The organism is Shewanella sp. BJSY2023SW001 (assembly GCF_047314685.1).
Lineage (GTDB): Bacteria > Pseudomonadota > Gammaproteobacteria > Enterobacterales > Shewanellaceae > Shewanella > Shewanella indica.
Window position 1 is genome coordinate 13,466 of sequence record NZ_JBKORF010000036.1, and the last position, 26,220, is coordinate 39,685.

General features: G+C 51.4%; 17 protein-coding genes. 10 read left to right on the top strand and 7 right to left on the bottom strand.

Annotated elements, in window-relative coordinates:
- Window positions 1–20 precede the first annotated feature (20 nt).
- Together zipA and ACMHXH_RS08295 are read right to left on the bottom strand one after the other, a co-directional pair.
- Window positions 21–992 carry a cell division protein ZipA gene (gene zipA, locus ACMHXH_RS08290; protein ID WP_335911550.1) on the bottom strand — a complete coding sequence of 324 codons (972 nt, stop codon included), beginning with the start codon at window positions 990–992 and terminating at the stop codon, window positions 21–23.
- 21 nt (window positions 993–1,013) lie between these two features.
- The gene (locus tag ACMHXH_RS08295; RefSeq protein ID WP_335911551.1) at window positions 1,014–4,439 is read right to left on the bottom strand and encodes a chromosome segregation protein SMC; all 3,426 of its coding nucleotides are present in this window, start codon (window positions 4,437–4,439) and stop codon (window positions 1,014–1,016) included.
- Between the two features lie 242 nt (window positions 4,440–4,681).
- Between ACMHXH_RS08295 and cysZ the strand changes: the two genes are divergently transcribed.
- Window positions 4,682–5,452, top strand: a complete 771-nt coding sequence (gene cysZ / locus ACMHXH_RS08300; protein WP_071475941.1) for a sulfate transporter CysZ — start codon at window positions 4,682–4,684, stop codon at window positions 5,450–5,452.
- An 80-nt stretch (window positions 5,453–5,532) separates the two neighbouring features.
- Here the strand turns inward: cysZ and ACMHXH_RS08305 are convergent, their stop codons facing one another.
- Both ACMHXH_RS08305 and ACMHXH_RS08310 read right to left on the bottom strand, forming a co-directional pair.
- Window positions 5,533–6,657, bottom strand: coding sequence for a beta-ketoacyl-ACP synthase III (locus ACMHXH_RS08305; RefSeq protein WP_335911552.1), 1,125 nt, complete (start codon window positions 6,655–6,657; stop codon window positions 5,533–5,535).
- 11 nt (window positions 6,658–6,668) lie between these two features.
- Window positions 6,669–7,841 (bottom strand): RDD family protein, encoded by a 1,173-nt coding sequence (locus ACMHXH_RS08310; protein WP_335911553.1) that lies wholly within the window; start codon window positions 7,839–7,841, stop codon window positions 6,669–6,671.
- Between the two features lie 212 nt (window positions 7,842–8,053).
- Here ACMHXH_RS08310 and cysK point away from each other — a divergent pair, with 212 nt between their 5' ends.
- The 5 genes from cysK to ACMHXH_RS08335 all read left to right on the top strand — a co-directional run bounded on the left by cysK (window position 8,054) and on the right by ACMHXH_RS08335 (window position 17,685).
- The gene (gene cysK / locus ACMHXH_RS08315) at window positions 8,054–9,022 is read left to right on the top strand and encodes a cysteine synthase A (protein ID WP_039032811.1); all 969 of its coding nucleotides are present in this window, start codon (window positions 8,054–8,056) and stop codon (window positions 9,020–9,022) included.
- A 221-nt stretch (window positions 9,023–9,243) separates the two neighbouring features.
- On the top strand, window positions 9,244–10,314 hold the full coding sequence (locus ACMHXH_RS08320; protein ID WP_335911554.1) for a methyltransferase: 1,071 nt from the start codon (window positions 9,244–9,246) through the stop codon (window positions 10,312–10,314).
- Window positions 10,315–10,405: 91 nt separating this feature from the next.
- Complete coding sequence (locus ACMHXH_RS08325; protein WP_335911555.1) at window positions 10,406–11,410, top strand: TDT family transporter; 1,005 nt, start codon at window positions 10,406–10,408, stop codon at window positions 11,408–11,410.
- A gap of 427 nt (window positions 11,411–11,837) precedes the next feature.
- Window positions 11,838–14,732 (top strand): TonB-dependent receptor domain-containing protein, encoded by a 2,895-nt coding sequence (locus ACMHXH_RS08330; RefSeq protein WP_039032808.1) that lies wholly within the window; start codon window positions 11,838–11,840, stop codon window positions 14,730–14,732.
- 304 nt (window positions 14,733–15,036) lie between these two features.
- Window positions 15,037–17,685 (top strand): TonB-dependent receptor plug domain-containing protein, encoded by a 2,649-nt coding sequence (locus ACMHXH_RS08335; RefSeq protein WP_039032807.1) that lies wholly within the window; start codon window positions 15,037–15,039, stop codon window positions 17,683–17,685.
- A gap of 82 nt (window positions 17,686–17,767) precedes the next feature.
- Here the strand turns inward: ACMHXH_RS08335 and panF are convergent, their stop codons facing one another.
- Window positions 17,768–19,216: a sodium/pantothenate symporter gene (panF, locus tag ACMHXH_RS08340; protein WP_039032806.1), complete on the bottom strand. Its 1,449-nt coding sequence runs from the start codon at window positions 19,214–19,216 to the stop codon at window positions 17,768–17,770.
- Entirely contained in the window at window positions 19,213–19,425 is a 213-nt protein-coding gene (locus ACMHXH_RS08345) for a DUF997 family protein (RefSeq protein ID WP_162206267.1), read from the bottom strand. The genes panF and ACMHXH_RS08345 overlap by 4 nt, the downstream gene beginning before the upstream one ends.
- 940 nt (window positions 19,426–20,365) lie before the next feature.
- Here ACMHXH_RS08345 and focA point away from each other — a divergent pair.
- From focA to pflA, 3 genes are read left to right on the top strand one after another with little or no spacing between them, the layout of a single operon-like run.
- Complete coding sequence (focA, locus tag ACMHXH_RS08350) at window positions 20,366–21,247, top strand: formate transporter FocA (RefSeq protein ID WP_071475943.1); 882 nt, start codon at window positions 20,366–20,368, stop codon at window positions 21,245–21,247.
- 29 nt (window positions 21,248–21,276) lie between these two features.
- Entirely contained in the window at window positions 21,277–23,559 is a 2,283-nt protein-coding gene (gene pflB, locus ACMHXH_RS08355) for a formate C-acetyltransferase (RefSeq protein WP_215773001.1), read from the top strand.
- A gap of 57 nt (window positions 23,560–23,616) precedes the next feature.
- Window positions 23,617–24,357 carry a pyruvate formate lyase 1-activating protein gene (pflA, locus tag ACMHXH_RS08360; protein WP_215773002.1) on the top strand — a complete coding sequence of 247 codons (741 nt, stop codon included), beginning with the start codon at window positions 23,617–23,619 and terminating at the stop codon, window positions 24,355–24,357.
- Window position 24,358: 1 nt separating this feature from the next.
- Here the strand turns inward: pflA and yfbV are convergent, their stop codons facing one another.
- Window positions 24,359–24,802, bottom strand: a complete 444-nt coding sequence (gene yfbV / locus ACMHXH_RS08365) for a terminus macrodomain insulation protein YfbV (protein WP_028779375.1) — start codon at window positions 24,800–24,802, stop codon at window positions 24,359–24,361.
- Window positions 24,803–24,961: 159 nt separating this feature from the next.
- Here yfbV and ackA point away from each other — a divergent pair, with 159 nt between their 5' ends.
- Entirely contained in the window at window positions 24,962–26,161 is a 1,200-nt protein-coding gene (gene ackA, locus ACMHXH_RS08370) for an acetate kinase (RefSeq protein WP_025011777.1), read from the top strand.
- Window positions 26,162–26,220 lie beyond the last annotated feature (59 nt).

Consider the following 26,220-nt stretch of genomic DNA (forward strand, 5'->3'; position numbering starts at 1 on the left):
CACTGGCTCCCTGATGAATATCAGCCCTGAGCCCGAATACGGCCCAGGTAGGCTTGTTTGGTATCCTGATGCCATGGCTGACGCTGGCCGTCCAGCAGTTCGGCACCGAGGTCATCCGCCAATTGATGGGCGGAGTTGAGCATGATGGAAAAGTTCATCAGCGGATCGCCATGACAAGGCAAGGTCATAAACAGGACTACCCCCTGAGTGCTGAACTGCTCCATATTGTCCGGGTCAAACACCCCGGGCTTAACCATGTTGGCCAGGGAAAACAGCACCCGCCCCGTACCGGCGTTGTCTTCATGGCGATGGAAAATATTCATATCACCGAACTTGAAGTTCAGTGCCAACAGGCAAGGCAGCAACTCGGCGCCGCTGAGGCTCTCGCCTTCTTTGGCAACCACATGCAGAACCAAAACATCCTTGGGATCGGGCAACTCATCGTGGCGCGACTCTTCCTTGGCCTGCTCGCGGGTCTGTTGCTCAGTGGCAAGTTGTGGCTCTGGCTGGCTGTTTTCCTGATGTTCAGCTTCAACTGTGGAATGGGCATTGTCTGTCTGTGCATCGGCACCCAGCCCCAACTCCATCTGCATTTCGGCGGTATCTTGGTCATCATCGAGATGCAACACAGGCTCCTGCCGTTGCGACTTGCTGTTCACTCTGGGCTCGGGTTTGGCCCCTGAGAGGGAAAACGCCTGTTCACTTTCGCTCTCATCTGCTTGAGGTGACTGAAAGCCAGGTTTACGCAACTTGCTGCTCTTGAGCTTGGGTGGCTTTTCATCCGGTGAGACTTTACGCACCCTCACCTCTCCAATTCCATCGGCATCGAAACCTTCACTGTCACGCCGGGCCTGGTCCTTGTAGAAACCTGTCAGCGGATTTTCTTTCAGCGACTTGGGCTGTTGTTTGCGGATAGACCAGAAACCGTGAACCAGCACGGCAATAATGGCAATCGCGCCCAACACAGACAATACCAGTTGCAAATCTTCCATTGGTTACCTGTTTTCCTATGGTTATCCGGCGTCGGCCATAGCCACCGCTTCTTCAATATCGACTGCGACTATGCGAGAGACACCCGGCTCATGCATAGTGACACCTATCAGTTGATCAGCCATCTCCATAGTGAGTTTATTGTGGCTGATATAGATAAACTGTACGCTGTCCGACATCTCCTGCAAAAGACGGCAGAATCTGTCGACGTTGGCGTCATCCAAAGGTGCATCGACCTCATCCAGCATACAAAAAGGCGCCGGGTTGAGTCTGAAAATCGCAAACACCAATGATAAAGCCGTCAGCGCCTTTTCTCCACCCGAAAGTAGATGAATCGTGCTGTTCTTCTTGCCCGGTGGCCGGGCCATGATGGTCACTCCGGTATCGAGTAAATCATCATCTGTCAGCGCCAGATAGGCACTGCCGCCACCAAATACCTTGGGAAACAACTCTCCCAGTCCGGCATTGACCTGCTCAAAAGTCGCCTTGAAGCGACTGCGGGTCTCTCTGTCTATCTTGCGGATCGCCTCTTCGAGACTGGCCAGCGCCTTGTTGAGGTCTTCATCCTGGGCATCGAGATAAGCCTTACGCTCTTTTTGCTGCTCATACTCTTCAATGGCCGCCAGGTTAATGGCGCCGAGGCGACTTATCTTGCGCCGAACCGATTCCAGTTGGTCCTGCCAGGGCGCGATTTTTGCTTCATCAGGCAGGTTTGCCGCCACTTCATGCAGCTTGATCTGCTGCTCACTGAGCTGCGCCAATTGGCTGTCGGCCTGACCTTTCAATCCCTCGCGACGTAACTTTAACGTGCTGATTGTCTGAGTCAAGTGCTCCAGTTGTCCAAGCTGTTGTTTTTGCTTTAAAGCTGTACTATCCAACTGCTGTTGCTGCTCGGCAAGTTTGGCCCGGGTGCGCTCAAGCTCCGTCTGCATCCTGTGTTGCTGCGTAAGCAATCCCTCCAGGCGTTGCTCAAGCGGTTGCAGCTCGGCACTATCTGCACCCTGCTGCGGTTTATCCAGCAACTCACTGCGTTTGTGCTCGGCCTGCTGCAATTGCTCGGTCAACTGTTTGCGCCGCTGCACGGCCAACGCCAAGGCGGTTTTCTGCTCCGCCAGAGTTCCGTTCAAGGTTTTTAACTGGCGCTCAAGTTCACTCAGGCTGACTTTAAGGCTGTTTTTTTGCTGATTGGCCTCGTTGTGACGCTCACTCAGCAATCGCTCCTGCCGCTGACGCTCATAAAGAGTATCATCGGCAGCGAACTGACTCTCAATCAGCGTCTCCAGCTCAAACTGCTCCTGCTCGAGGCGCTCTTTCAGCTCGGTAATTTCCGCTTCTATCTGTTGCTTTTGTCTAAGTTCGCGTGCCGCCTGCTCGGTGGCCGCCTCACAAGCCATCACTGCGCGGGTCAATGCCAGTTGCTGTTGCTGTAGCGCCTCGGACTTGAGCTGCTGAGCCAGCCTTAATTCGTTGAACCTATCCTGGGCCGCTGTAGTTTGCTGCTGCGCCTGCCGGCTCTCGCTCGCAAGCTTATCGAGCTCAGCCTGAATGGCGCCCTGCTCGGCGGTCAACTTCACCAGTGACTGACCATCCTCGGCAAGCGTCAGCTTTACATCATGCGCAAAAAGGTTGCCATCACGGCAGAGGATCAGCTCCCCCTCTGCCAGCCCCTGCTCGAGCAAGTTGGATGCCTGCTGCGCCGACTCGGCCCAGCGCACCCTGTTAAGCCAGGGGCTTAAGTTGACGCTAGCGCTGACCGGCCCCCAACTTTGGCGACGAGTCTGAGCAAAACCTTGGCCATCAAATGGTTTGCAGTCAGGATAGACAGCGGCGCGCATCAAGGGGCCAAGCCAAGCCTCAACCACTTGCTCCCAACCGGCCTCGACCTGAATGTCCTGCCAAAGCTGAATCAAGGCAGTTTGTGTCTCTTGCGTTGCTTGAGCGGCGCCTTCGAGCCACTGACTTATCAGCTCCAGGCGACCAGTTAGCCCCGAGCGGCGCTGCACCAGCTGTTGCTCCGCTTGTCTTGCCCGCTCCCACGTTTCCTGGGCCTCAATCAACTCTGCACCATGGCGTTCGACATCGGCCTTAGCTGCCGCCAATTGTGACTCACACAAGCTGACCTGCTGCTGAAGCTCAGCCGGGTTTGCCCCGTTATCGGCCTCAGGTTGCTGCAATCTTGCACTAAGCTTATCGAGCTGCTCGCTGCGCTGGGCATGTTGCTGTTTAAGATGCTGCTCCCGGGTGGCGGCGAGCTCCTGCTGATGCTTGATATCTCTGACTGCAGTCACCGCCTGTTGCAACTCACCGGCAAGACTTTCACTTTGCCAGAGCGCCGCTTCATACTGTTGGCTCAGTTCAAACTGCTGCTCTTCCAGCACCTCCTGGCGCGGCAAATGTTGCTGCAAACTGTCATCCAGAGTTTGCTCCTGCTGCTTGGCCTGAGCCAGCTGTTCATTCAATGTGGCGATTTGCTGTTGCAGCGCACCCAATTCAGATGCCTGCTGTTTATCCCGCTCTTTGAGATACTTGAGTTGCTGCTCGATACGGGCGATTTCAGTGTTGTTATGATAAAAATCGGCAACCTGGCGCTGCTCCTTTTCACTGAGTTCATCCAGAGCCAGCTTTTGCTGAGTCAAACTCAACTCCAACTCTTGTTTCAGCGCCTGCTGCTGGGCCAGCTCAGTCTCCAGCCTTTCTATCTCGCTGTTTTGCGCCTCGGCCTGCTCATTGAGCTCCAGGAAACGCATCACCAAGAGTTCGGCATGCAAGCGCCGCTCACTTTGCTTGTATTCCCGATAGCGTTTGGCGGCCTGAGCCTGAATCGTCAACTTATCCAGTTGCTTACCCAGCTCGGAGCGAATATCCCCCAGGCGCTCAAGGTTTTCACGGGTATGGCGAATCCGGTTTTCCGTGTCCTTGCGTCGCTCTTTATAACGGGAGATACCCGCGGCCTCTTCGATAAAGACCCTGAGTTCCTGGGGTTTGCATTCTATCAAGCGGGAGATGGTGCCTTGACCTATGATGGCATAGCTGCGCGGCCCAAGGCCGGTACCCATAAAGATATCCGTAATATCCTTGCGGCGGCATTTTTGACCGTTGAGAAAATAAAGGGCTTCGCCATCGCGGGAGACCTGGCGCTTGACGGAAATCTCACCGTAGTTGGCATACTGGCCGCCGATACGCCCAAGGGCGTTGTCGAATACCAGCTCAACGCCGGCGACAGAAACAGGCTTACGGGCACTGGAGCCGTTAAAGATAACATCGGCCATGGAGTCACCGCGCAGATGTTTGGCCGAGCTTTCACCCAGCACCCAGCGCACGGCATCAATCACATTGGATTTACCGCAGCCATTGGGGCCGATAATGGCCGTCAGCGGATTGAGAAAAGGGATTTTGGTAGCATCGACAAATGACTTGAAGCCAGCGAGTTTTATCTGTTTGAGTCTCATATTTGCCGTTGGATGTCAGTGCCGATTGTTTTTGTTTTGCGGGCCAATCCTGAAGGAAATTCAATAGCCTGATTGAAACGCCGCCGTCCTGGCCCAAGAAGCTGTATAAGCGCTGTCACTTTAGCAAAGCGGGCCGCATTTTGTAACGCTTTTTATTCCCTTGGCTGCGTTTTTCCCTTGTTTTCGTGGCCTTGGTTGCTCAAAATCGGCCTAAGTATTCTTTTATTGAGAGTAAGTGGTACATGTCCGCATCTTCAAGACCCGCCAAGAGCGGCGTCAACTATTTTCTCCAAGGCTTTAGCCTGATCAAGCAACCGGGCTTGCGCAGCTTTGTGTTTATTCCGCTGATGATCAACCTGCTGTTGTTTGCCGGCGTCATCTATTTTGCCATAGGCCAACTGGGAAATGTGTTTGCCTGGCTCGAAGGCCAACTGCCGGACTATCTCAGTTGGCTTAATGTGATCCTCTGGCCACTGGCGATTATCACCTTGCTGGTGCTGCTGTCGTTTATCTTCAGTTCCGTGATGAACTGGCTGGCAGCGCCATTTAACGGCCTGTTGGCCGAAAAGGTAGAGCAACTGCTGACCGGCAAGCCGCTCAATACCGGCGGCACCTTGGATTTAATCAAGGATCTGCCGCGGATCCTCGGCCGCGAATGGCAAAAGCTGGTGTATTACCTGCCGCGGGCCATATTGATCTTACTGCTGTTTTTTATCCCTGTGATTGGCCAAACCGTTTTCCCTGTGGTCTGGTTTATTTTCAGTGCCTGGATGATGAGTATCCAATACTGTGACTATCCTTTCGATAACCACAAGGTGGCGTTCAAAGAGATGAAGTTTGCCCTGAAAAATACCAAGGGCAGCAGTATGAGCTTCGGCGCCGCCGTCACCCTGTTTTCCATGATCCCTATAGTCAACTTTATCGTGATGCCGGTTGCCATTTGCGGTGCCACTTCCATGTGGGTCGACAAGTATCGCGAAGCTTATCGCAACCCGGCCATAGCGCCAGATTAAGCGCCGTAGGTCGATTGAGACACAAAAATGCCTGCTGTTGCAGGCATTTTTTATGCTTCATGGTAGAGGAAAGCCAGGTCTTAACAAGCTCGCAGAATTAAACTGCCGATGGAGTAACCTGCGCCGAAGGAGCTCAACAGGCCCAAGTCCCCCGATTTGAAGTCCTGGTGATATTTATGGAAAGCGATTACAGAACCGGCCGATGCCGTATTGGCGTATTGATCCAGCACCACAGGCGCCTTCAAAGGCTCAGGCGTTTCACCCAGGAGCTTTTTCACCACAAACTGATTCATATTGATATTGGCCTGATGCAGCCACAGACGCTTAAACTGTTCCGGCGTGATACCAGCTTCTTCGAGCTGTACATCCAAATGCTTGTATATCATGGGCAGCAGCTCTTTAAAGACCTTGCGTCCCTGTTGATGAAACAGCTTATCGGCCTCGCCGGACGTGGCCGGATCACAACGGTTAAGGAAACCAAAGTTGCTGCGGATATTGTTTGAGTAATGGGTAAAACAGCGGCTCGACAGAATTTCAAAGGCTTGCTGGGCGCGGCAAGTCGCAGCCGGCTCCAATACCAAAGCCGTAGCCACATCACCGAAAATAAAGTGGCTGTCGCGGTCACGATAATTGACCTGAGCCGAACATATCTCAGGATTGATGACCAACACACGCCTGGCGCTACCACTGCGAATGGCATTAGCCGCTGTCACCAGGGCAAAAGTCGCCGAGGAACAGGCGACCTGCATATCAAAGCCATAACCCCGGGTACCAAGAGCCTGCTGAATTTCAATCGCCATCGCCGGATAGGCCCGCTGGGTGTAGGCACAGGCAACTATCACCAAGTCAATGTCATCCGCCTTGAGGCCGGCGTTATCAAGCGCTTGCTTGGCCGCATGCACGCCCATTTCAGCCTGCAGTGACAGGTTGTCGCTGGCACGCTCAGGGATCAACGGCATCATGACTTCAGGATCCAAGATCCCCTCTTTGACCATCACAAATCTGTGTTTGATGCCTGAAGCCTTCTCGATAAACTCACTCGATGAGTAATTCAGCGCCGCCACATGGCCAAGATCTATCTGGGCGCGGTTCTCGGTATTGAATAGGTCAACATACTGATTGAAGCTGTCCACCAATTCTTGATTGGTTATTCCTTCCGGTGGGGTAAACAGCCCGGTACCGGAAATGACAATCGCATCCTTCATAAACTACCTTCTTATTGTTTTGTGACCTGTTCTGCCTGCAGCATCGTCTCTGTTGGACTCACGCGTGGCTTACTCAGATCAATGACAACTGTTGCTGAGATCTTATCCTGGATGGCTTGCCTGTTGGCATCCCAAAAAATCTGCAAGAAACCCAGCAGTCCAGTGGCAAAGCCTGCGCCGTATCCCCCGTAACGGCCAAAGGCGTCCCATAGGGAAAGCTTACCACCTCCGAGGGCAATCACCCGCACCCGCATGATTTTTTTGCCTAAAGTCTGACCATCAAACCAGGCAGTGAACAAGGTAAAATAGAATGCCGCCCAGCCAAATCCAAGCCCGAGGTCATTGAGCATCCCCTTGGCCCAAACGAGCAAGCTGTATTGTGCCTCTTCCTGCTGTTCGTCCTCTTCTGCTTCCGGTCTTGAGTCGTCTTCGGCAGATACTGGCTTGGTTTGTGTGTCGATTTTTGCATTGTTTTTTACATCAGTTTTTACATCGTTTTTTGCATCGGTTTGTGCGTTAGTCTGTGCATTGAGTGCCGCTACAGACTCGTGCTTCATTGAAGCCAATTGCGGCATCAAGTCTGCATTTATCGCCGCAATATCGGCTGAAGCAAGCGGCAACTCATTCAATGCACCTTGCAGCATAGTCTCGGCCTGGGTGCGTGACATCTCAGTCTCAGCCGCGGCATTGACCAGCAAACCCGCTTCATGTTGGGCGCAGGCCTTGTCCTCACACAGACTCAAACGCAGTAGTTGCGGCGTCAAGGTCAGCAGTGTCTGCCCCTGAATCTCATTATCGCGACTCTGTTGCAGGCCGTTGACCTTAATCATCTGTGGCACCGCAGACCAAAGCAAAACCGCCGCCATAAACAGATACAAAAGCCCCTTGGCCCAAGTGGAGATCCTGTTGGCATGATTGTGTATATAGTAAGCCAGCAGGCACACCAAAAGCACAAACAAGGGGCCGGCCTGTTCTGCCAGTATAGCCACCAATAAACCATCTATCATGATAGCCAGCGCCCGTTTCCAAGGTTTTGCCAAGGGGGTGTAGAGCAGCTCCGGCGCCACGCTGAATGCGGCCGGCGTCACTATGCTGCGGGGATCTTTACCCGGATACCGTTTACGACCGCCCTGTTCCCCGGTGCGATTCGGATTTGCCTCCTGGGCATTACCCTTGTAATCCAAGGCTATTCTCCTATTTGAAATAGAATGTTGTTTTTTGGTTAACATCAATTCGGCGTTGAGATTAACATAAAGCGAAACTGGCTTACTCCGAAGTTACGAATAACAGAGATTCATGTAATAACTAAAAAGAATAAAGAAGAACAAAGATTCACTTCTCTTTGATCTCATGAGGATTATGCTTTAGGGATGCAATCAAAGGAGGCCAGCAAGCCATGAGCAAAATTTTCGAAGACAATTCCTATACCATTGGTAACACCCCACTGGTTCGTCTTAACCGCGTCAGCAACGGCAAGGTGCTGGCCAAGGTAGAAGCCCGTAACCCAAGCTTCAGTGTCAAATGCCGTATTGGTGCCAATATGATTTGGGACGCCGAGAAAAAAGGCCTGTTGACCAAAGACATAGAGCTGATTGAACCCACCTCAGGAAATACGGGTATTGCGCTGGCCTATGTTGCCGCGGCCAGAGGTTACAAATTGACTTTAACCATGCCCAACACCATGAGTCTCGAGCGCCGTAAGCTGCTCAAGGCTCTGGGCGCCAACCTGGTACTGACTGATGGTGCCAAGGGCATGAAAGGGGCCATCGAAAAGGCCGAGGAAATCCGCCAATCGGCGCCGGATAAATATCTGCTGCTGCAGCAGTTTGACAACCCGGCCAACCCTGAAATCCACGAAAAAACCACAGGTCCAGAGATCTGGAACGATACCGATGGTCAAATCGATGTATTTGTTGCCGGTGTCGGTACCGGCGGCACCATCACAGGTGTGAGCCGCTATATCAAAAACACCCAAGGCAAGGCAATCACAGCTGTGGCCGTTGAACCAACCGACTCGCCGGTGATCAGCCAAACTCTGGCGGGCCAACCCGTGCAGCCGGGTCCGCACAAGATCCAGGGCATAGGCGCTGGCTTTATTCCGGGTAACCTGGATCTGGAACTGATTGACAAGGTAGAACTGGTCACCAATGACGAAGCGATAGAGATGGCTCACAGGCTGATGAAAGAGGAAGGCATTTTAGTGGGTATCTCCTCCGGTGCTGCCGTCGTTGCCGCCAACCGCATCGCCGCCCTACCGGAATTTGCAGACAAAAACATAGTGGTGATCCTGCCATCGGCTGCCGAGCGTTATCTGTCCTCAGCCCTGTTTGTCGGCCAATTCGGCGATCAGGAAAACGTGCAGTAAGTAAAATCGCAACTTGAAAGCCCTGTCTAATGATGGGGCTTTTTTATGCCAACCTCTCGTCCTGAACTCTATCGCTCAAAATATCCCGTTTGATCCCGAAATCAAAAGCGGCATTAACCACATATTTGCCCTCTTGATCAAAGTTTCATTCAGCTGGCCTGTACTTGCCTTGTGCTTTGCGCCATAAAGACTCTTTTTGAACCTTTTCCACGGCTAAGACAATGCCCTTTTTTAGTGAACCCGCCAAACTCAGTGCCTTCGAGGCCAAATTTGAAGCACAAAAAATCGCCTTCGCTCCAGTCAGTTTTCAGGTGACCCGCTGCCTGCTGCAGTTCGACATCCTCAAGCATATAGATGCCGCAGGCGATGAAGGTACCAGCCTTGAGATACTCAAAGAAAAAACCGGGCTGACAGAATATGCTCTGGGCGTTTTACTCGATATGGCGCTCTCCATGGGACTAGTTTGGCACAAGGGAGACAATTACATTCTCGACAAGACAGGCTGGTTTCTGCTGCATGACGATATGGCCGCCACCAATCTCAATTTTATCCACGACATTTGCTACCAAGGCCTGTTTCATCTGCAACAGGCGCTGGAACAAGGCTCTCCCGAGGGACTGAAAGTATTCGGCGATTGGCCCACTATTTACCCGGCTCTGAGCCAGTTACCGACAGAAGCCAAACACAGCTGGTTCGCCTTTGACCACTATTATTCAGATCATGCCTTTGACAGCCTGATGCCGCGCATATTTGCCAATGGGCCGACTCATTTGGTGGATATCGGCGGCAATACCGGCAAGTGGGCCTTGAAGTGTGCCGAATACAACACACAGTGCCGGGTAACCATAATGGATCTCGCTCCCCAGCTTGAACTGGCCGCAGAGGCCGCAAAAGCTGCAGGTTTAAGCGAGCGGATATCCGGTCTGGCGTGCGATCTGCTTGCTCCTGACGGCCCCTTTGTTAGCGACGGCGATCTCTATTGGATGAGCCAATTCCTCGACTGTTTCAGCGAGGCACAAATCCTGGCCATCCTGCAGGCTTGTGCCAAAGCCATGCCGGCGACAGCCGAGCTCTGCATTCTGGAAACCTTCTGGGACAGACAACCCAATGCCGCCTCCGCCTATTGTGTCAATGCCACCTCGCTCTACTTCACCACCATGGCCAATGGTAACAGTCGTATGTATCACTCCAAGGTACTGCTGAAACTACTGCAACAAGCGGGTTTTTATGTCGATGAAGATATCGATGACATAGGACTTGGGCATACTCTGCTGCGCTGCAAGCTTAAATAAATTTGAATCAATGAATAATTTAATTTCAATTTTATTAACCAAAGACCGATTTTAGACTAGGACCATCAAATTGGAATCTAGAGGTCACAGTATGAAACTCGTTGCCACTACCACTGAAGAACTCAGCACTCGCGAGTCCAAGTTTAGTAAAGCCGCTTTCAAGCGACTGCCAAGCCCATTGGCCGGATTGGCGCTGGCTATCGCTAGCCTGGGCTGGGCCTGGGAAAACGTATCAGCAGAATTTCCCGGTCTGGCATTGGGCGCGGTGGTTGCCGGCATATTACTGTCTCTGCTGACAGTCAAATTCATTCTGCATCCTGAATTACTGAATGAAGAACTGCGCCACCCTGTGGTCGGCAGTGTGCTGCCCACCTTTGCCATGGCACTGATGGTGATCTCCAAAGCCGTAGGGATCCATCTTCCTTTGTGTGGTTTCCTGATCTGGCTGGCGGCTATCGCCATTCACTGCTGTTTACTGGCTGCCTTTGTGCTGCATAGAGCAATGGACTTCAACCTGGAGCATATGGTGCCAAGTTGGTTTGTGCCCCCTATCGGCATGGTGGTGGCAGCTGTGACCTTTCCCGGCGCCGAAGCCGGCGAGGTAGGCGCTCAAATCGCTCACATCATTCTGATGTTCGGCCTGGTGAGTTACTTGGTGATGCTGCCTGTGATGCTCTATCGCTTGATTTTCTGTGATCCGGTCGCGGATGCAGCCAAACCTACCATAGCGATTCTGGCAGCACCGGCCAGCTTGTCTTTGGCCGGCTATCTGACCCTGACTCCTGAGCCTGAGCTTTGGTTGGTCGCCCTGCTGCTGAGTCTGGCCCTGCTGATGACCCTGGTCATCTATCTGGCCTTCCTGCACTTGCTGCGCCTCCCTTTCAGCCCTGGGTTTGCTGCTTACACCTTCCCCATGGTGATAGGCGCCACAGCTCTACTGAAAACAGCCGCCTGGTGCAACAGCCAACCCATGCTGCAATCACTGCACCGGCCACTGGCGCTACTTGGAAATATTGAGCTTGTGATAGCCAGTGCTATCGTCGGCTTCGTTGCTATCAGTTACCTCAGACACTACCGCCCCTGGTCATCTGTATGATGAAACCCAGTTACAACAACGCCAAAAGTGTGACGCTTGTCACACTTTTGGTAAATTAATAGATCTTCAATGGCCAACAAATATTCACTCAAGTATCTAGACAAATAAAAACATCTCTTAAATAAAAAAGTAAAAAAACAAAAATACCACACAATAAAAACAAAACCACCACAAACAACGCACCCTGGAAAAACAAAAATAAAACACAACACGACATTATCAAGCAATTAAAAAAATAAACACCGTACGTTATATCTTTGTTACCAAAAGAGCTTTATTTGTTATTAATTCAAACAATTTATATCTGTTTCATCTATGTTGCACTTTTTATTTCTGCAAGGTTATATTCTTGATACATCCGTAAACATCTATTAATTAATTCGGGTGTAAAAATAAAAAAATCATACATAAGTATCAGGGAGATATAATGCAAGTTAATTCTAAATTAGCCAAAGCGGTGCGCTTTGCGTTAATTGGTGGTGTTGCAACTGCAGCCTATTCCGCACCAGCATTGTCGGCAGAACAAGAACAACAAACGGCAAATTCAGCCGTTGAGCGAATCTCTATCACAGGCTCACGTATCATTCGTGAAGGTGCCGTGGCGCCAACGCCAGTGACTGTAATCTCAGGTGAAGAACTCCTGTCTACCGGTGTGACCAACATAGGTGAAGCCCTCAACCAGTTGCCTGCGCTGGGTAACACTTATTCCCTTGCCAACTCCGGGCGTTACATTGGTACTGCCGGTGCCAACCTGTTGGATCTGCGTACCATGGGTACCGACAGAACCTTGGTGCTGGTAAACGGCAAACGTCATGTTGCCAGCTCAGCGGGAAGCTCTTCGGTTGACGTCAACACGATTCCAAGTGCCTGGGTCGAAAAAGTAGAAGTCATTACCGGCGGAGCATCTGCCATTTATGGTGCCGATGCGGTCACTGGTGTGGTTAACTTTATTCTGAAAAAAGATATTGTCGGCTTGGATATCTCGGCTATTAAAGGTCGGGCTGATGACAGTAACTTTGGTAAAGACAGAATTTCGCTTTCTTACGGCAAAGATATTAATGATGGTCGCGGTAATATCGCCTTCGCTGCGGAATACAGCGCTCAGGATAGACTCAGAGCTTTCGATCGTGATCAAACCAGAACCTCATTTACCAGTCTGAAAAATACCGATAGACCCAAGGATGCTAACGGTAATTACATTGACTCCAACAATCCGTCTGATCCGGACAAGTATTTCCTGCCAAACGGCGGACATTACAGGATCAGCAACGCCGGTACCTTCTTTTTGGATGGTTGGAAAACCTTCAATCCAGACGGAACCATAGGTGATGTTTACATAGGCCCAAAAGTCGACGGTAACTACTGTGTCGACTGCGACTTTACCAACTTGAGACAGTTTGAAGATCTGCAGCCCGAGTTCAAACGCTATAACCTCAACTTGAAAAGCAATTATCAGTTGAATGACGATATGAACCTCTACTTTGAGGCAAAATATGTCAACAGCCAGGCCAGTAATTATAGCCAACCGGCCTTCTTCTTTGGCAATAAGCTTAACTCAGTGAAGATTGACAACCCTTATCTGGATCCCAACCTGGTTGCTCTGATGAAGAACAACAAGAATGCGGACGGTACTCCTCAACCACTGGATTCAATCGTCATCAACCGTTTCATGGCTGACCTGGGCCAACGTATAGAAGATGACACCCGTGAAACCCAGCGCTATGTATTGGGCCTTGAAGGCGTCTTGGCCGACGATTGGGACTATGATCTGTACGCCATCTATGGTCAGACAGATCTGGAGCGGGTAAACAAAAACAACCTGATCTATGCCAACTACCAAAATGCCCTCGATGCCGTTATGCTCGACGGTAACATAGTCTGTCGCAGCGAAACCGCCCGCGCTGAAGGTTGTGTACCGGTCAACATTTTTGGTGCCGGTAATCCAAGCCAGGAAGCCATTGACTATATCAATACCACTTCTGTTGGCAATGCAGTAATTAAGCAAACTGTTTTGGGTGGCACCATCACCAATTCCGGGCTATTTGAATTACCGGCGGGCTATGTAGGCTTGTCTACCGGGGTTGAGTACCGCAAAGAAGAAAGTGAGACTAAAGAGCCTGAGAATGCCGGAGGTACATTCTTCAATGCCTTGGGCGAAGACAAAGGTGATTTCGATGTTAAGGAAGTATTTGCGGAAGTATCAATCCCGCTGTTGGCCGACTTACCGCTGATCCGCCAGCTGGATATGGATCTGGCAGTCCGGTTCGCCGATTACAGCACCATAGGCAATGCGACCACCTGGAAAGCCGGTCTAAGCTGGGAAATCAACGATGAGCTGAGAATGCGCAGTACCTATGCCGAAGCCATCAGAGCTCCAAATATCAGCGAACTGTTTGGTGCACCGAGTCAAACATACTTTAGTGTTAAAGACAGCTGCCGTATCGATAACCTCAATACATTGGCTGATTCAGCCACCCGCCGTAAGAACTGTGCTGCAATGGGTGTACCTGCCGATTTCAATGATGAGTACGATGCCAAAAGGATAGAAGGTAAGAGCAGTGGTAACCGGGAACTGAAGCCAGAAGAGTCCACCAGCTACACTGTTGGGCTTATCTACCAGCCTGAGTTTATCGAAGGTCTATCTTTGACACTCGATTACTGGAACATCAAGATCGACGATGCCATCAGCTCCATCGGAGCACAGACCATAGTTGACCGATGCCTGGATTCGGCCAGTGGTATAAATAATCAGTACTGTGACTTGATCACCCGCGATCCTTCAACCCACCAAATAACCTTGATCCAAAGCCATGCGCTGAACGTGGCATCACTGGAAGCAGCCGGGGTGGATCTGGATCTGGCCTATAAGGCTGATATTCTCGGCGGTGATTTCAGTGCTAACCTGATCGCGACCCACCTGATAAAACGTCGTAACTTCTCCTTCCAAGATGATCCCAGTGATTATGAAGAGTTGGCGGGTACTTTGGGATATGCCGATTGGCAGGCTAACTTGACTCTGAATTACAAGTATGAAAACTGGCTCAGCTACTGGCGTACCCGTTTCGTCAATGATGTCAGCTTGTACACAGATAAGGATCTGGCCCTTAATGCCAACCCAAGTTCCAACATGCAGTACGACGATTACTTCATCAGTGATGTTGCTTTGGGTTATCAATTTGATTCCGGCATAACCCTCAAGTTTGGTATCGATAACTTATTCGATAAGGACTTGCCTTATGGTTCAACCGGAACCAGTGCAGGATCTGCTGCATACGATAACATCGGCCGCTTCTACTACACTAGTTTGAACTATTCCTTCTAAACTGGATTAAACAGAACTTAATCCTGTAAATAAGCGGCGCATTCGCGCCGCTTATTATTTGCTCATCTTAATTTCTCGCCAATTGTTGCAACATTGTTTTCTTTGTGTTTTTTATTTTAATAACCTTTGTATCAATAATATTTAAAAATACTTGGTTACATCTTTATTACAACAAAAAGATAGTCAATAAGCATTTAACCACTTGTATTATTTGTATCTTAATGGTTACATTTTGTCGCCGAATTGTTCTTTATCGGCCCTAATAAATACAAAAAGATAAAACAAATATCATAAAAGGATATAAATGATGAATCTCAGTGTCAGCAAAGCTGTGCGCTTCGCCTTGTTTGGCGGCGCTGCAGCTGCCTCTCTTAGCTTACCCGCTGTTCAAGCCAACGAAAACGAACAACAACTGGAGCGCATCGAAGTTACCGGCTCGCGCATTAAGCGTACCGACATGGAATCGGCACTGCCGGTGACGGTAATGAGTTCTGAAGACATAGCCAAAACCGGTCTGACAGATGTTTCTGCGGTACTGGCACAAATGCCATACAATACGGCGGGCAGCTTTATCAGCGACGCTGGTAGCTCTGCCAGTAACCACGCCAGCTCAGGCATGCGAGGCCTGGGTTCAAACCGTACCCTGACCCTGATCAATGGCCGCCGGATTGCACCATCAGCCACCTTCGGTGCCGATGCAACCAACCTTAACCTAATCCCCATGGACGCCATCGAGCGTATTGAAATTCTTCGTGACGGTGCATCAGCCATCTATGGTTCCGATGCCATTGGCGGTGTAATCAACATCATTCTGAAGAAAAATTATGATGGCCTCGGATTTGATCTGAAATTCGCCAACCCGACTCAGGGTGGCCGTGATGAAATGTCGGCGTCGATGACCTTTGGTAACACCAGCGACAAGAGCAGCAGTCTGGTTATCATAGAGCATAAGAAGTTTGATCCTCTCAAGGGTGGCCAGCGTGAACATCTCACTGCCAACTGGGATAAAGCTTATGGTCGCAGTTCTCTGTATGCACCGGAAGGCACCTGGCGCCCTGTAGCTGCTCGCCCAGGCAAAAAAGAAGATGGAACCTTTGAGACGCCAAGCTACACTGGTGACTATGTTCCAGGTAAAGACTGCCCCGCCGATCAAATCGTTCAGAGTAAAGATGGTCCACGTTGTGGCTACAGTATGTTTGATGGTACCGATTATCTGCCGGACCAGACCAAAGACTCCTTGTTCAGCAACCTGACTTACAAGATCACCGATAATCTGGAGTGGTTCGGTCAGGCGATTGTGATGCGTGACAAGTCCACCACTTCTTCAACCGCACTGTGGACCCCTAACCTGTTTATCGCAGCCGACAACCCACTGAACCCAACTTATGGCACAGCCGGTGCAACTGAAGTACAGGCTTACCACCGTCTGACAGGCGTGGCCGATCGCAGCACGACGTTCAAATCCGATGTTGTTGACGTGGTGACAGGGCTGAACCTGGAGCTGGATGCCGGTTCACTGAACTGGTACGTACAGTACTCTGATCAGCAGGTGGATATAAGCACAGACTCTTATGTGTTTGAAGACAACCTGCAGCAAGCCGTCGATGCCGGGCTTTATAACCCATTTGTTCTGGGCGGTAATGCCACTCAGGCAACCCTGGACAGCTTCCTGCACACAGCCACCCGTCAGGCGGATTCCAAGACCACAGCAACAGCCATTTCCTGGGCAGCCCTGGCACCTATCGCCCTGCCAGGCGGTGACATAGGTTACGCTGTGGGCGCCGAGTACCAGAAGATGGAATTCAGCGATCGCCGCGATGCGCAGCAAGCTGCCGGCAAAGTACTGGGTACTTACGGTGGCGACTCTGCCGGTGAGCGTAACTACAAGGCTGCCTTCGTTGAGTTGGAACTGCCGGTCACCGACGATCTGAACGTTAAACTGGCCAGCCGTTATGACCAATACAGCCTGCCGGATGAAGGCCAGCTGTCCAGCTCTATCAACCTGCGTTACCAGTTGTTGGATAACCTGGTCCTGCGCGCCTCTTACGGCCAGGGCTTCCGTGCTCCGTCACTGGATGATCTGCTGGGCGAAGCTGCTACCAGTTATGACCGAGTGATCGACACCAAAGGTTGTCAGATGCTACCGCCTGACCAACGCGAAGGGGCCGATGTGTGTGAGTCAACTCAGTATCTGCGCAAGAGCTCAGGTAATCCGGAGCTGAAACCTGAAGAGTCTGATCAGTATGCCTTCGGTGCTGTGTGGAACATCACAGATGATATCTCTCTGGTTGTGGACTACTACAACATTGAGATCAGCAACCAGGTCAGCTATGTCGGTGCCCAGACTATCCTGGATCTGGAGGCCACTACAGGTCTCGGTGCCTACGATCCTAAATATGTCTATGTGAAGCGTGATACCGACGGCAAGATTGAAGAGATTGGCGCCGGTTACATCAACATGGACGGGGTGCAAACCTCGGGTCTGGACGTCTCTTTCAGCTCGCGCTTCGAGCTGGGTAACTACGGCAGTCTGAAATTTGCCCTGGACGGCACCTATGCACTGGAGTACACAGAGCAAGCCAGTCCGGTCGATCCACGTTACGACGTGCTGGGTACCAAGGGATATCCTGAGCTGCGTTTCAACTCCACCTTTAGCTATGAGTACGATGCCTTCAGCGCCTCGCTGATCGCCAAGTACATCGACTCCTATGCCGGTGAAACACCACAGCAGCAAGCTGCCAACATCGACAAGCAGGACTTTGGTTCCTTCACCACTTGGGATCTGGCCATGAACTATGACTTTGACCAGTTCGGTAAAGTCACGGTCGGTGCCCGTAACCTGTTCGATGCCATGCCTACGGTTAACTATGAGCTGTCCTACCCAGGTTATGACGCCGATACCCACAACATTATCGGCCGCGTAGTCTACGCGGGTTATCAGATCCGTTTCTGATAAGCGCTTTAATAGCCAAAAGCGCAGTCAATGACTGCGCTTTTTTTGTTTCATCCCTTACTCAACAATCAAGCATAGCTCTTTACTCTGCCTTATCCGGCGCTACCGCCAAAACCGCTCGCGCAGACAACCATGCATGGCAGCCCAACATGGCCAAGAGTGAAACCAGCAAGGCCGGGACCACAGGGTGAATATGAAATGGTAAAGGCAAGGCCTGCCATTGCAGCATTCCATAACTCAGCAATCCGGAAATCATCGCGGCAAATACGGCGTTGCCAGTCAATGAAGGCCAGAATACCGCCGCTAAAATTGGCCAGAGAAACACCGCCTGCAGCGCACCGAAAGCCGCCAGATTGAGCCAGACTATCATGGCCGGAGGCTCCAGCGCCCAGTAGCAGGCGAGCGCAGCAATCATCAACATGGCAATGCGACTCAAACGCAGCTGGCTTTGCGCCGAGGTTTGTGGCCTGACTTTAACCCAGGCATCCCGCACCAGACTGACCGCCGCCTGCAGCAACATAGAGTCCACCGACGACATCACGGCGGCAATGGGCGCCGCCAGCAGCACCCCGGCCAAAAGTGGCGAAAACAGTCCGGAGATCAAAGTTGGCATGATCTCATCCGGTACTTGCAAATCGGGATAAAGCGCCCGCCCCATCAATCCAATGAGATGCGGTAACAGTGTCATCAAGACACTGATAAGGGTGCCCCAAATAATACCTTTCTTGAGCGCCTGGGTATTTTTAACCGCCAGCAAACGCACCACAGTATGTGGCAACCCAAGCGTGCCAAAACAGATAAGCACCCAAAACGACAGCATCATGGGCCAGCCCAGTTGTCCTTCATTGCCGTGGGGTTGCAACAATGCCGGGTCTTCACTGGCCACCTTGGACATCAACTCTGTCATCCCCCCATGGCCAAGCAGGGTGAAAAACAGCAGCAATAGCCCCAGCAGCATCACTATCCCCTGAAAGGCATCAGTGATGGTCACCGCCCGAAAACCTCCGCTCAGGGTGTAAGCCAGCACAGTCACCACAAACAGAGCCAGCCCCAAGCTGTAGTCGATACCGCTGACGCCGGCAAACAACCTGGCGCCACCGATAAACTGCACCGTAATCATGGCGACAAATCCAAGCACCAAGGAGCCCAGCGCCAACATGCTGACTCCTTTATGCTCAAAGCGAGCATCCAACCACTCAATCAAAGTGGCGTAAGGCGCCTTGGCCGCGAGAATTTTCGGCCCCAACACTCCCAGGGTCAGCATGGCAACCGGCACCTGGATCAAGGCAAGCCATACCCAGCCCAAACCTATCTTGTAAGCGGCGCCCGGACCACCGATAAAAGAGCTGGCGCTGGTATAGGTGGCCACCAGCGTCAAGGCCAACATGGGGCCATTGAGAAAACGGCCACCGATAAAAAAGCGCGCCGCCTTATCCTGATAGAGGCTGGCCTTGTCTTGTCTGGCGGCAATAAAGCGGGTCAACACCAGGCTGAGCAACAGATAAACCAATACGGGGATAAGGGTGGTCACTCTTTATGCCCTCCCCGGCCAAACAGGTAGAAGAGCCCCAGAATGAAACATAATGGAGTCAGAATACAGGACAGCCAAAACCACAAAGGCAGGCCGTAATAATCAGCTTGTGCTCCCCAGATCCCTATATCGGTCAACAAGGGCCCAAGAGCCCAAAACAGGGCATAAATCAGGGTAAGTATGATGGCCAGACGTGCCATGGGTGGCATAACGGCCTCCTTGGATAGCTCCTTGAAATGGAGCGTGACAGCAAAAGAAAGCCTTGATTCTAATCAACTCTTCCCTCGAGTGCCAAGGCATGACGCAAGTTACGCTTTGGTTGTTGGATAAAGTTACCACCCGGTTACCTGATGATATTCCGTTAACTTTTTGACTGCATGCCTAATGAACCATGACAGGACTCACAGCCCTGAGCCTGCTCCCAGGCGGGTCACAACAGCCCAAAAATCAAGACCCGAATCAAGTTTTGATATGGGTTTGTGAGGCCACAGGCATAAGCCTTTACTGAAATAAACTGGCGCCAGCTCCCCCCGCGTCGACGCAATGACATACAATTGTTAACCTGCTCGCAAAATTTAGCTTTTCCCTATGGGTAAAGGCCGATATCAGATGCCGACAGCACGGCTCTGTGTTAATATTTTTATGGTAAATTGGTAAGACCAATTTTAAGGTTCAATACATGTGAGGCGATTCTTTACACAGTTCCCCAGAGGTCACTAAAACCTCATCAAGGCTCTGTAAGTCAAAGAAGGCGAGGATTGCGACAACACGGGAAAGGTCAACATTTCTGTTTGCAGCCATTCACCGCGAGCAAGAGCACAGACTGGACTTTTATAACGTGTTACAAGCTTATACTTGGACCAAAAACCAATTAAAAGCACAAACCTTGGTAGATGACACTGGAAGACAACTCGAATTTCGGTGAATTATTTCAAGGAAATTTTAGACAAAAAAGAGTAGCAAAACGTAGTTTAATTTCATAATTTAGATTAATCAGCGGTTAAATTGATCTAAATCACGTAATTTAATTACACATTGCTTATAGTTGATGAACTCGATGGCTCGCAGCCATCACTATAGAATAAGCGATAAATGAACTTTATAACCTAAACCGGTGGCCAGCCACCAAATGAGCGAAAGAAGGCAACTATGAACAACAGTCCTAGCCCATTTGATGCATCAACCCCTGCCAATACTGCGCAGAAGGTCGAGGATGCGGCCGTCGTCAAAATCGGCCGTGATACCCAGTCGACCTTGTTGCTGGCCATGACTGCGGGGGTGTTTATTGGCCTCGCGTTTATCTTCTATGTCGTCGCCACTGCCGGCGGCAGCGCCCTTCCCTACGGTCTCAACAAACTCATCGGCGGTCTGTGCTTCAGCCTGGGCCTGATGTTGGTGGTGGTACTGGGCGGCGAACTTTTCACCTCAACAGTATTAACCATTACTGCCAGAGCCAGCAAACGGGTCACCACCAAAGCCTTACTGCGTAACTGGGGGCTGGTCTATCTGGGCAACTTTATCGGCGCCATGCTACTGGTAGGCCTGATGATCACCGCCAAACACTATGATGCCGGCCACGGTTTAATAGGCCTAGGCTATATGAAAACCGCCCAGGCGAAACTGCACCATGACTTTACCCAGGCTATTGCCCTCGGGATCATGTGTAACATCATGGTGTGTCTGGCGGTATGGATGGCCTATGCCGGTCGCTCGGTCACTGACAAGCTGCTGGCCGTGGTGCTACCGGTTGCTATGTTTGTCGCCGCAGGCTTTGAGCACTGCATCGCCAACATGTTCCTTATTCCTATGGCCATTATCAGCAAAAATATGGCCGGCACTGAATTCTGGACAAGCGCCGGGGTCAGCCCCGAGCAGTTTGCCGATCTCACATGGAGCCAATTCGTGTTCCATAATCTGGTTCCCGTCACTCTGGGTAATATCGTGGGGGGAGCTTTATTTGTAGGGTTGACTTACTGGTTTGTGTATCGCCGTCCCTTGCTGGCCAAGCAAGGTAGCGAGGCCAGCAAGTAACTTTATCTCAACTAGAAGGTATGAGTACTATGACCGAGAAAACTGAGCTGTTTGCAAGCGCATGGGAAGGCTTTGTTCCCGGCGATTGGAAGACCGAAGTCAATGTACGTGACTTTATCCAGAAGAACTACACCCCCTATGAAGGTGATGAGTCTTTCCTGGCTGGCCCCACCACTGCGACCACAGCCCTGTGGGACAAAGTCATGGAAGGCATCAAGCAGGAAAACCGCACCCACGCTCCGGTCGACTTTGATACAGACAAAGTCTCTACCATAGATTCCCATGATGCCGGCTACATCAATCAGGAACTGGAAACCATTGTTGGTTTGCAGACTGATGCGCCACTCAAACGCGCCATGCTGCCCAACGGTGGTATCCGCATGGTTGAAGGCTCCTGCGCCGCCTATGATCGCGAGTTGGATCCTGAAATCAAATATGTCTACTCCGAACTGCGTAAGACCCACAACCAGGGCGTGTTCGATGTTTACACTCCGGAAATCCTCGCTTGCCGTAAGTCAGGTGTACTGACAGGTTTGCCCGATGCCTACGGTCGTGGCCGTATCATTGGTGACTACCGCCGCGTAGCCCTCTACGGTATCGACTACCTGATGAAAGACAAGGTTGCCCAGTTCACTTCACTGCAGGCTCAAATGGAAGCCGGTGAAGATCTGAGCAACGTTATCCAGTTACGTGAAGAGATTGCCGAGCAGCACAGAGCGCTGGGCAAGATGAAAAAGATGGCAGCCAAATACGGTTATGACATCTCCGGCCCTGCCAAGAATGCCAAAGAAGCCATCCAGTGGACCTACTTCGGCTATCTGGCTGCGGTGAAGAGCCAAAACGGCGCCGCCATGTCTCTGGGCCGTACTTCAACCTTCATCGACGTTTATATCGAACGCGATCTGAAAAACGGCGTGCTCACCGAAGAGCAGGCTCAGGAGATGATCGACCATTTCGTGATGAAGCTGCGTATGGTGCGCTTCCTGCGTACTCCTGAATACGATGAGCTGTTCTCCGGCGACCCAATCTGGGCTACCGAATCTATCGGTGGTATAGGTCTGGACGGTCGTCCACTGGTGAGCAAGACCAGCTTCCGCTTCCTGCACACCCTGTACAACATGGGCCCAAGCCCAGAGCCAAACATCACTGTGCTTTGGTCCGAGCAGCTGCCTCAGCCATTCAAAAAATACTGTGCCAAAGTGTCTATCGACACCAGCTCCATCCAGTATGAAAACGATGACCTGATGCGTCCTGACTTCGAGTCTGATGACTACGCCATCGCCTGCTGCGTGAGCCCCATGGTTGTCGGCAAACACATGCAGTTCTTTGGTGCCCGTGCCAACCTGGCCAAGACCATGTTGTACGCCATCAACGGCGGTGTGGATGAAAAGCTGAAAATTCAGGTCGCTCCCAAGGCAGATCCTATCACAGACGAAGTGCTCAACTATGATGACGTCATGAGCCGTCTCGATGGCCTGATGGACTGGTTGGCAACTCAGTATGTCACTGCGCTGAACACCATCCACTACATGCACGACAAGTACTCCTACGAAGCCGCGCTGATGGCGCTGCATGACAGAGACGTACGTCGCACCATGGCCTGTGGTATCGCCGGTTTATCTATTGCTGCCGACTCCCTGTCTGCCATCAAGTATGCCAAGGTGAAACCGGTTCGCGATGAAAACGGTATTGCCGTAGACTTCGAAATCGAGGGTGATTATCCCAAGTTCGGTAACAACGACGCCCGTGTTGATGACATCGCCTGCATGCTGGTCGAAGGCTTTATGGCCAAAATTCGTGACAAAAAGATGTACCGCAACGCCATCCCAACCCAGTCAATCCTGACCATTACTTCCAACGTGGTGTATGGTAAGAAGACAGGTAACACTCCGGATGGTCGCCGTGCTGGTGCACCATTTGCCCCGGGAGCCAACCCAATGCACGGCCGTGACGAAAAAGGCGCTATCGCTTCACTGACCTCAGTGGCCAAGCTGCCCTTCGCTCACGCTCAGGACGGTATCTCTTACACCTTCTCCATTGTGCCCAATGCACTGGGTAAAGATGAAGATGCCCGCCGCACCAACCTGGCCGCGCTGATGGACGGATACTTCGCCCACAAGCCAGGCCATGAAGGTGGTCAGCACCTGAACGTCAACGTGATGAACCGTGAAATGCTGGAAGATGCTGTCGTCAACCCTGACAAGTATCCACAGCTGACCATACGCGTTTCAGGCTACGCAGTGCGCTTCAACTCACTGACCCCTGAGCAGCAGCAAGACGTGATTACCCGTACTTTCACCAAAGCACTGTAATTCACGTTTGAAACCAGGCTGCAGCGGCCGCCGCTGCAGCCATTCCAAGGAGAGCACATGACAGTAAAAGGACGGATCCACTCGGTGGAATCCTTTGGCACAGTAGATGGTCCCGGCATTCGCTTTATCGCCTTTATGCAGGGTTGCCTGATGCGCTGTAAATACTGTCACAATCGCGACACCTGGGATCTGGATGGCGGCAAGGAAGTGACGGTCGCGGAGCTGATGGAACAGATAGTCAGCTACCGACCTTTTTTGGAAGCCAGCGGTGGTGGCGTGACCGCCAGCGGTGGTGAAGCCGTGTTGCAGGCAGAATTCGTTGCCGAGCTATTCAAAGCCTGTAAGGCCGAAGGCATACACACCTGTCTGGATACCAACGGCTTTGTTCGTAAGTACACAGAAGTAATTGACCAGTTGCTGGATAACACAGATCTGGTGCTGCTGGACATCAAACAGATGGATGATGCCAAGCATATAGATCTCACCAAGGTCAGTAATCAGCGAACATTGCAGTTTGCCGAATATCTGGCACAACGAGGCCAGAAAACCTGGATCCGTTACGTGGTTGTCGGCGGCTATACAGACGATGAAGCCTCGGCCGAAAAACTGGCAAAGTTCATCAAGCCAATGACCAATGTGGAAAAAGTAGAGTTGCTGCCCTACCACGAACTGGGCAAACACAAGTGGGAAGCTATGGGTGAGCACTATGAACTCGACGGCGTGTCGCCACCGAATCGCGAAACCATGGAGCGAATAAAGGCTATATTTATTCAGAAAGGGATCAACGCCGACTACTGATTCAGAGCTCTTCCCAAAATCCGGCGTCGAGACGTTCAAAGGCCAATTTGAGGATCTGCGCCATATCCATATAGCAGGCCTTGGCCCCTAAAGGGCGGCTGCTTACCCCAAGCCCGGAAAGCTTGGCATTGAGTTGATTACCCCAATCGAGCAAGGACAGCGGCAAGGGATGGCGAGCACGCCAACCCAGCCACAGATAGCCCTGCAAAGGCAGGCTGAGAAAGAACAGAAAGATAGCAATGGCCTGGGGCAGATAGTCCCAACCATAGAAATAGAGTGGCGCGGCAGCCGATAGCATGGCCAACACAGGCATCAATTGCAACGCCAACTGAGTGGCACGAATAACGCGAAACTCAGGAAAAAAGAAACCCAGTTGTCTGACCATGGGCCAGGTCTTCATATAACGATGACCTTCCCTCACGGTTTTGAGAAAGTTAAGGCTCAATCAAGGCACCTGAAAACAAGCATAATATTGCTTTTACCTTAGCACAGTTCCCTATTCGGCCCCAACAACGGCTTGACGGCAGGAACACAGTGAAACAGGTTACAGGCGAGTCCAGTTCACCCGTAACTCATTAATTAAAAACGGCGAAAGGTTTTTAACATGTCTAAAAAACTGGTATTGGTTCTAAATTGCGGCAGCTCTTCTTTGAAATTTGCAGTCATGGATGCACTCACGGGCGATGATCAAATCTCAGGTCTGGCCGAGTGCTTTGGTCTGGAAAACTCCCGCATCAAATGGAAACACAATGGCGAAAAGCATGAAGCCGCACTGGGCGCATTTACCGCGCACCGTGAAGCCGTGGAGTTTATTGTAAACCAGATTTTGGCTCCCCTGCCTGAACTGGCGTCACAGATCCTGGCGGTGGGTCACCGTATCGTGCACGGCGGCGAAAAATTCACCCGCTCGGTTATCATTGACGATCAGGTGATTAAAGGTATCGAAGACTGTGCCTCACTGGCACCGCTGCACAACCCGGCGCACCTGATAGGTATTCGTGCTGCCATGGCCTCGTTCCCAAGCCTGCCTCAGGTTGCCGTGTTTGACACCGCCTTCCACCAGAGTATGCCTGAGCACGCCTTTGTCTACGCCTTGCCCTATAAGCTTTACCGTGAACACGGCATTCGTCGTTACGGTATGCACGGCACCAGCCATCTGTTTGTCAGCCGCGAAGCGGCCAAGGTGCTGGGTAAAGAGCTGGCTGATACCAATGTGATCTGTGCTCACCTGGGCAACGGCGCTTCGGTTACGGCAGTTAAAGGTGGCAAGAGCATGGATACTTCCATGGGCCTGACACCACTGGAAGGCTTGGTGATGGGAACCCGCTGCGGCGATATCGACCCCTCCATCATCTATCATCTGGTACACCAGTTGGGCTACACCCTGGAAGAGGTCAACAACCTGCTGAACAAGCAAAGTGGCCTTTTGGGGATCAGCGAACTGACCAATGATTGCCGTGGTATCGAAGAAGGATATGCCGAAGGTCACAAAGGTGCGACACTGGCACTGGAAATCTTCTGCTATCGTCTGGCAAAATACATCGCCTCCTACACTGTGCCATTGGGCCGTCTGGATGCCGTGGTCTTTACCGGCGGCATAGGTGAAAACTCCGACATTATCCGCAAGAAAGTGCTGGAACTACTGTCCATCTTCAACTTCCAGGTCGATGATGAACGCAACCTGGCCGCCCGCTTCGGCAATGGCGGAATTATCACTAAAGATGAAGGCACTCTGGCCATGGTCATTCCCACCAATGAAGAGTGGGTCATCGCCGAAGACGCTATTAGTTTGATAGAAGAATAATATGACCAATCAGCCGCCGGGTTAACCTGGCGGCTTTCATGTTTTTGACTTTACAAGAT

Excerpts from the sequence above, each read along its gene's own strand:
- ACMHXH_RS08320 (WP_335911554.1), top strand. The coding sequence starts at position 9,244 with ATGCCCTTTTTTAGTGAACCCGCCAAACTCAGTGCCTTCGAGGCCAAA.
- ackA (WP_025011777.1), top strand. The coding sequence starts at position 24,962 with ATGTCTAAAAAACTGGTATTGGTTCTAAATTGCGGCAGCTCTTCTTTG.
- ACMHXH_RS08330 (WP_039032808.1), top strand. The coding sequence starts at position 11,838 with ATGCAAGTTAATTCTAAATTAGCCAAAGCGGTGCGCTTTGCGTTAATT.
- cysK (WP_039032811.1), top strand. The coding sequence starts at position 8,054 with ATGAGCAAAATTTTCGAAGACAATTCCTATACCATTGGTAACACCCCA.
- ACMHXH_RS08335 (WP_039032807.1), top strand. The coding sequence starts at position 15,037 with ATGATGAATCTCAGTGTCAGCAAAGCTGTGCGCTTCGCCTTGTTTGGC.
- zipA (WP_335911550.1), bottom strand. The coding sequence starts at position 992 with ATGGAAGATTTGCAACTGGTATTGTCTGTGTTGGGCGCGATTGCCATT.
- ACMHXH_RS08305 (WP_335911552.1), bottom strand. The coding sequence starts at position 6,657 with ATGAAGGATGCGATTGTCATTTCCGGTACCGGGCTGTTTACCCCACCG.
- focA (WP_071475943.1), top strand. The coding sequence starts at position 20,366 with ATGAACAACAGTCCTAGCCCATTTGATGCATCAACCCCTGCCAATACT.
- pflA (WP_215773002.1), top strand. The coding sequence starts at position 23,617 with ATGACAGTAAAAGGACGGATCCACTCGGTGGAATCCTTTGGCACAGTA.
- ACMHXH_RS08325 (WP_335911555.1), top strand. The coding sequence starts at position 10,406 with ATGAAACTCGTTGCCACTACCACTGAAGAACTCAGCACTCGCGAGTCC.
- pflB (WP_215773001.1), top strand. The coding sequence starts at position 21,277 with ATGACCGAGAAAACTGAGCTGTTTGCAAGCGCATGGGAAGGCTTTGTT.
- ACMHXH_RS08295 (WP_335911551.1), bottom strand. The coding sequence starts at position 4,439 with ATGAGACTCAAACAGATAAAACTCGCTGGCTTCAAGTCATTTGTCGAT.
- cysZ (WP_071475941.1), top strand. The coding sequence starts at position 4,682 with ATGTCCGCATCTTCAAGACCCGCCAAGAGCGGCGTCAACTATTTTCTC.
- ACMHXH_RS08345 (WP_162206267.1), bottom strand. The coding sequence starts at position 19,425 with ATGCCACCCATGGCACGTCTGGCCATCATACTTACCCTGATTTATGCC.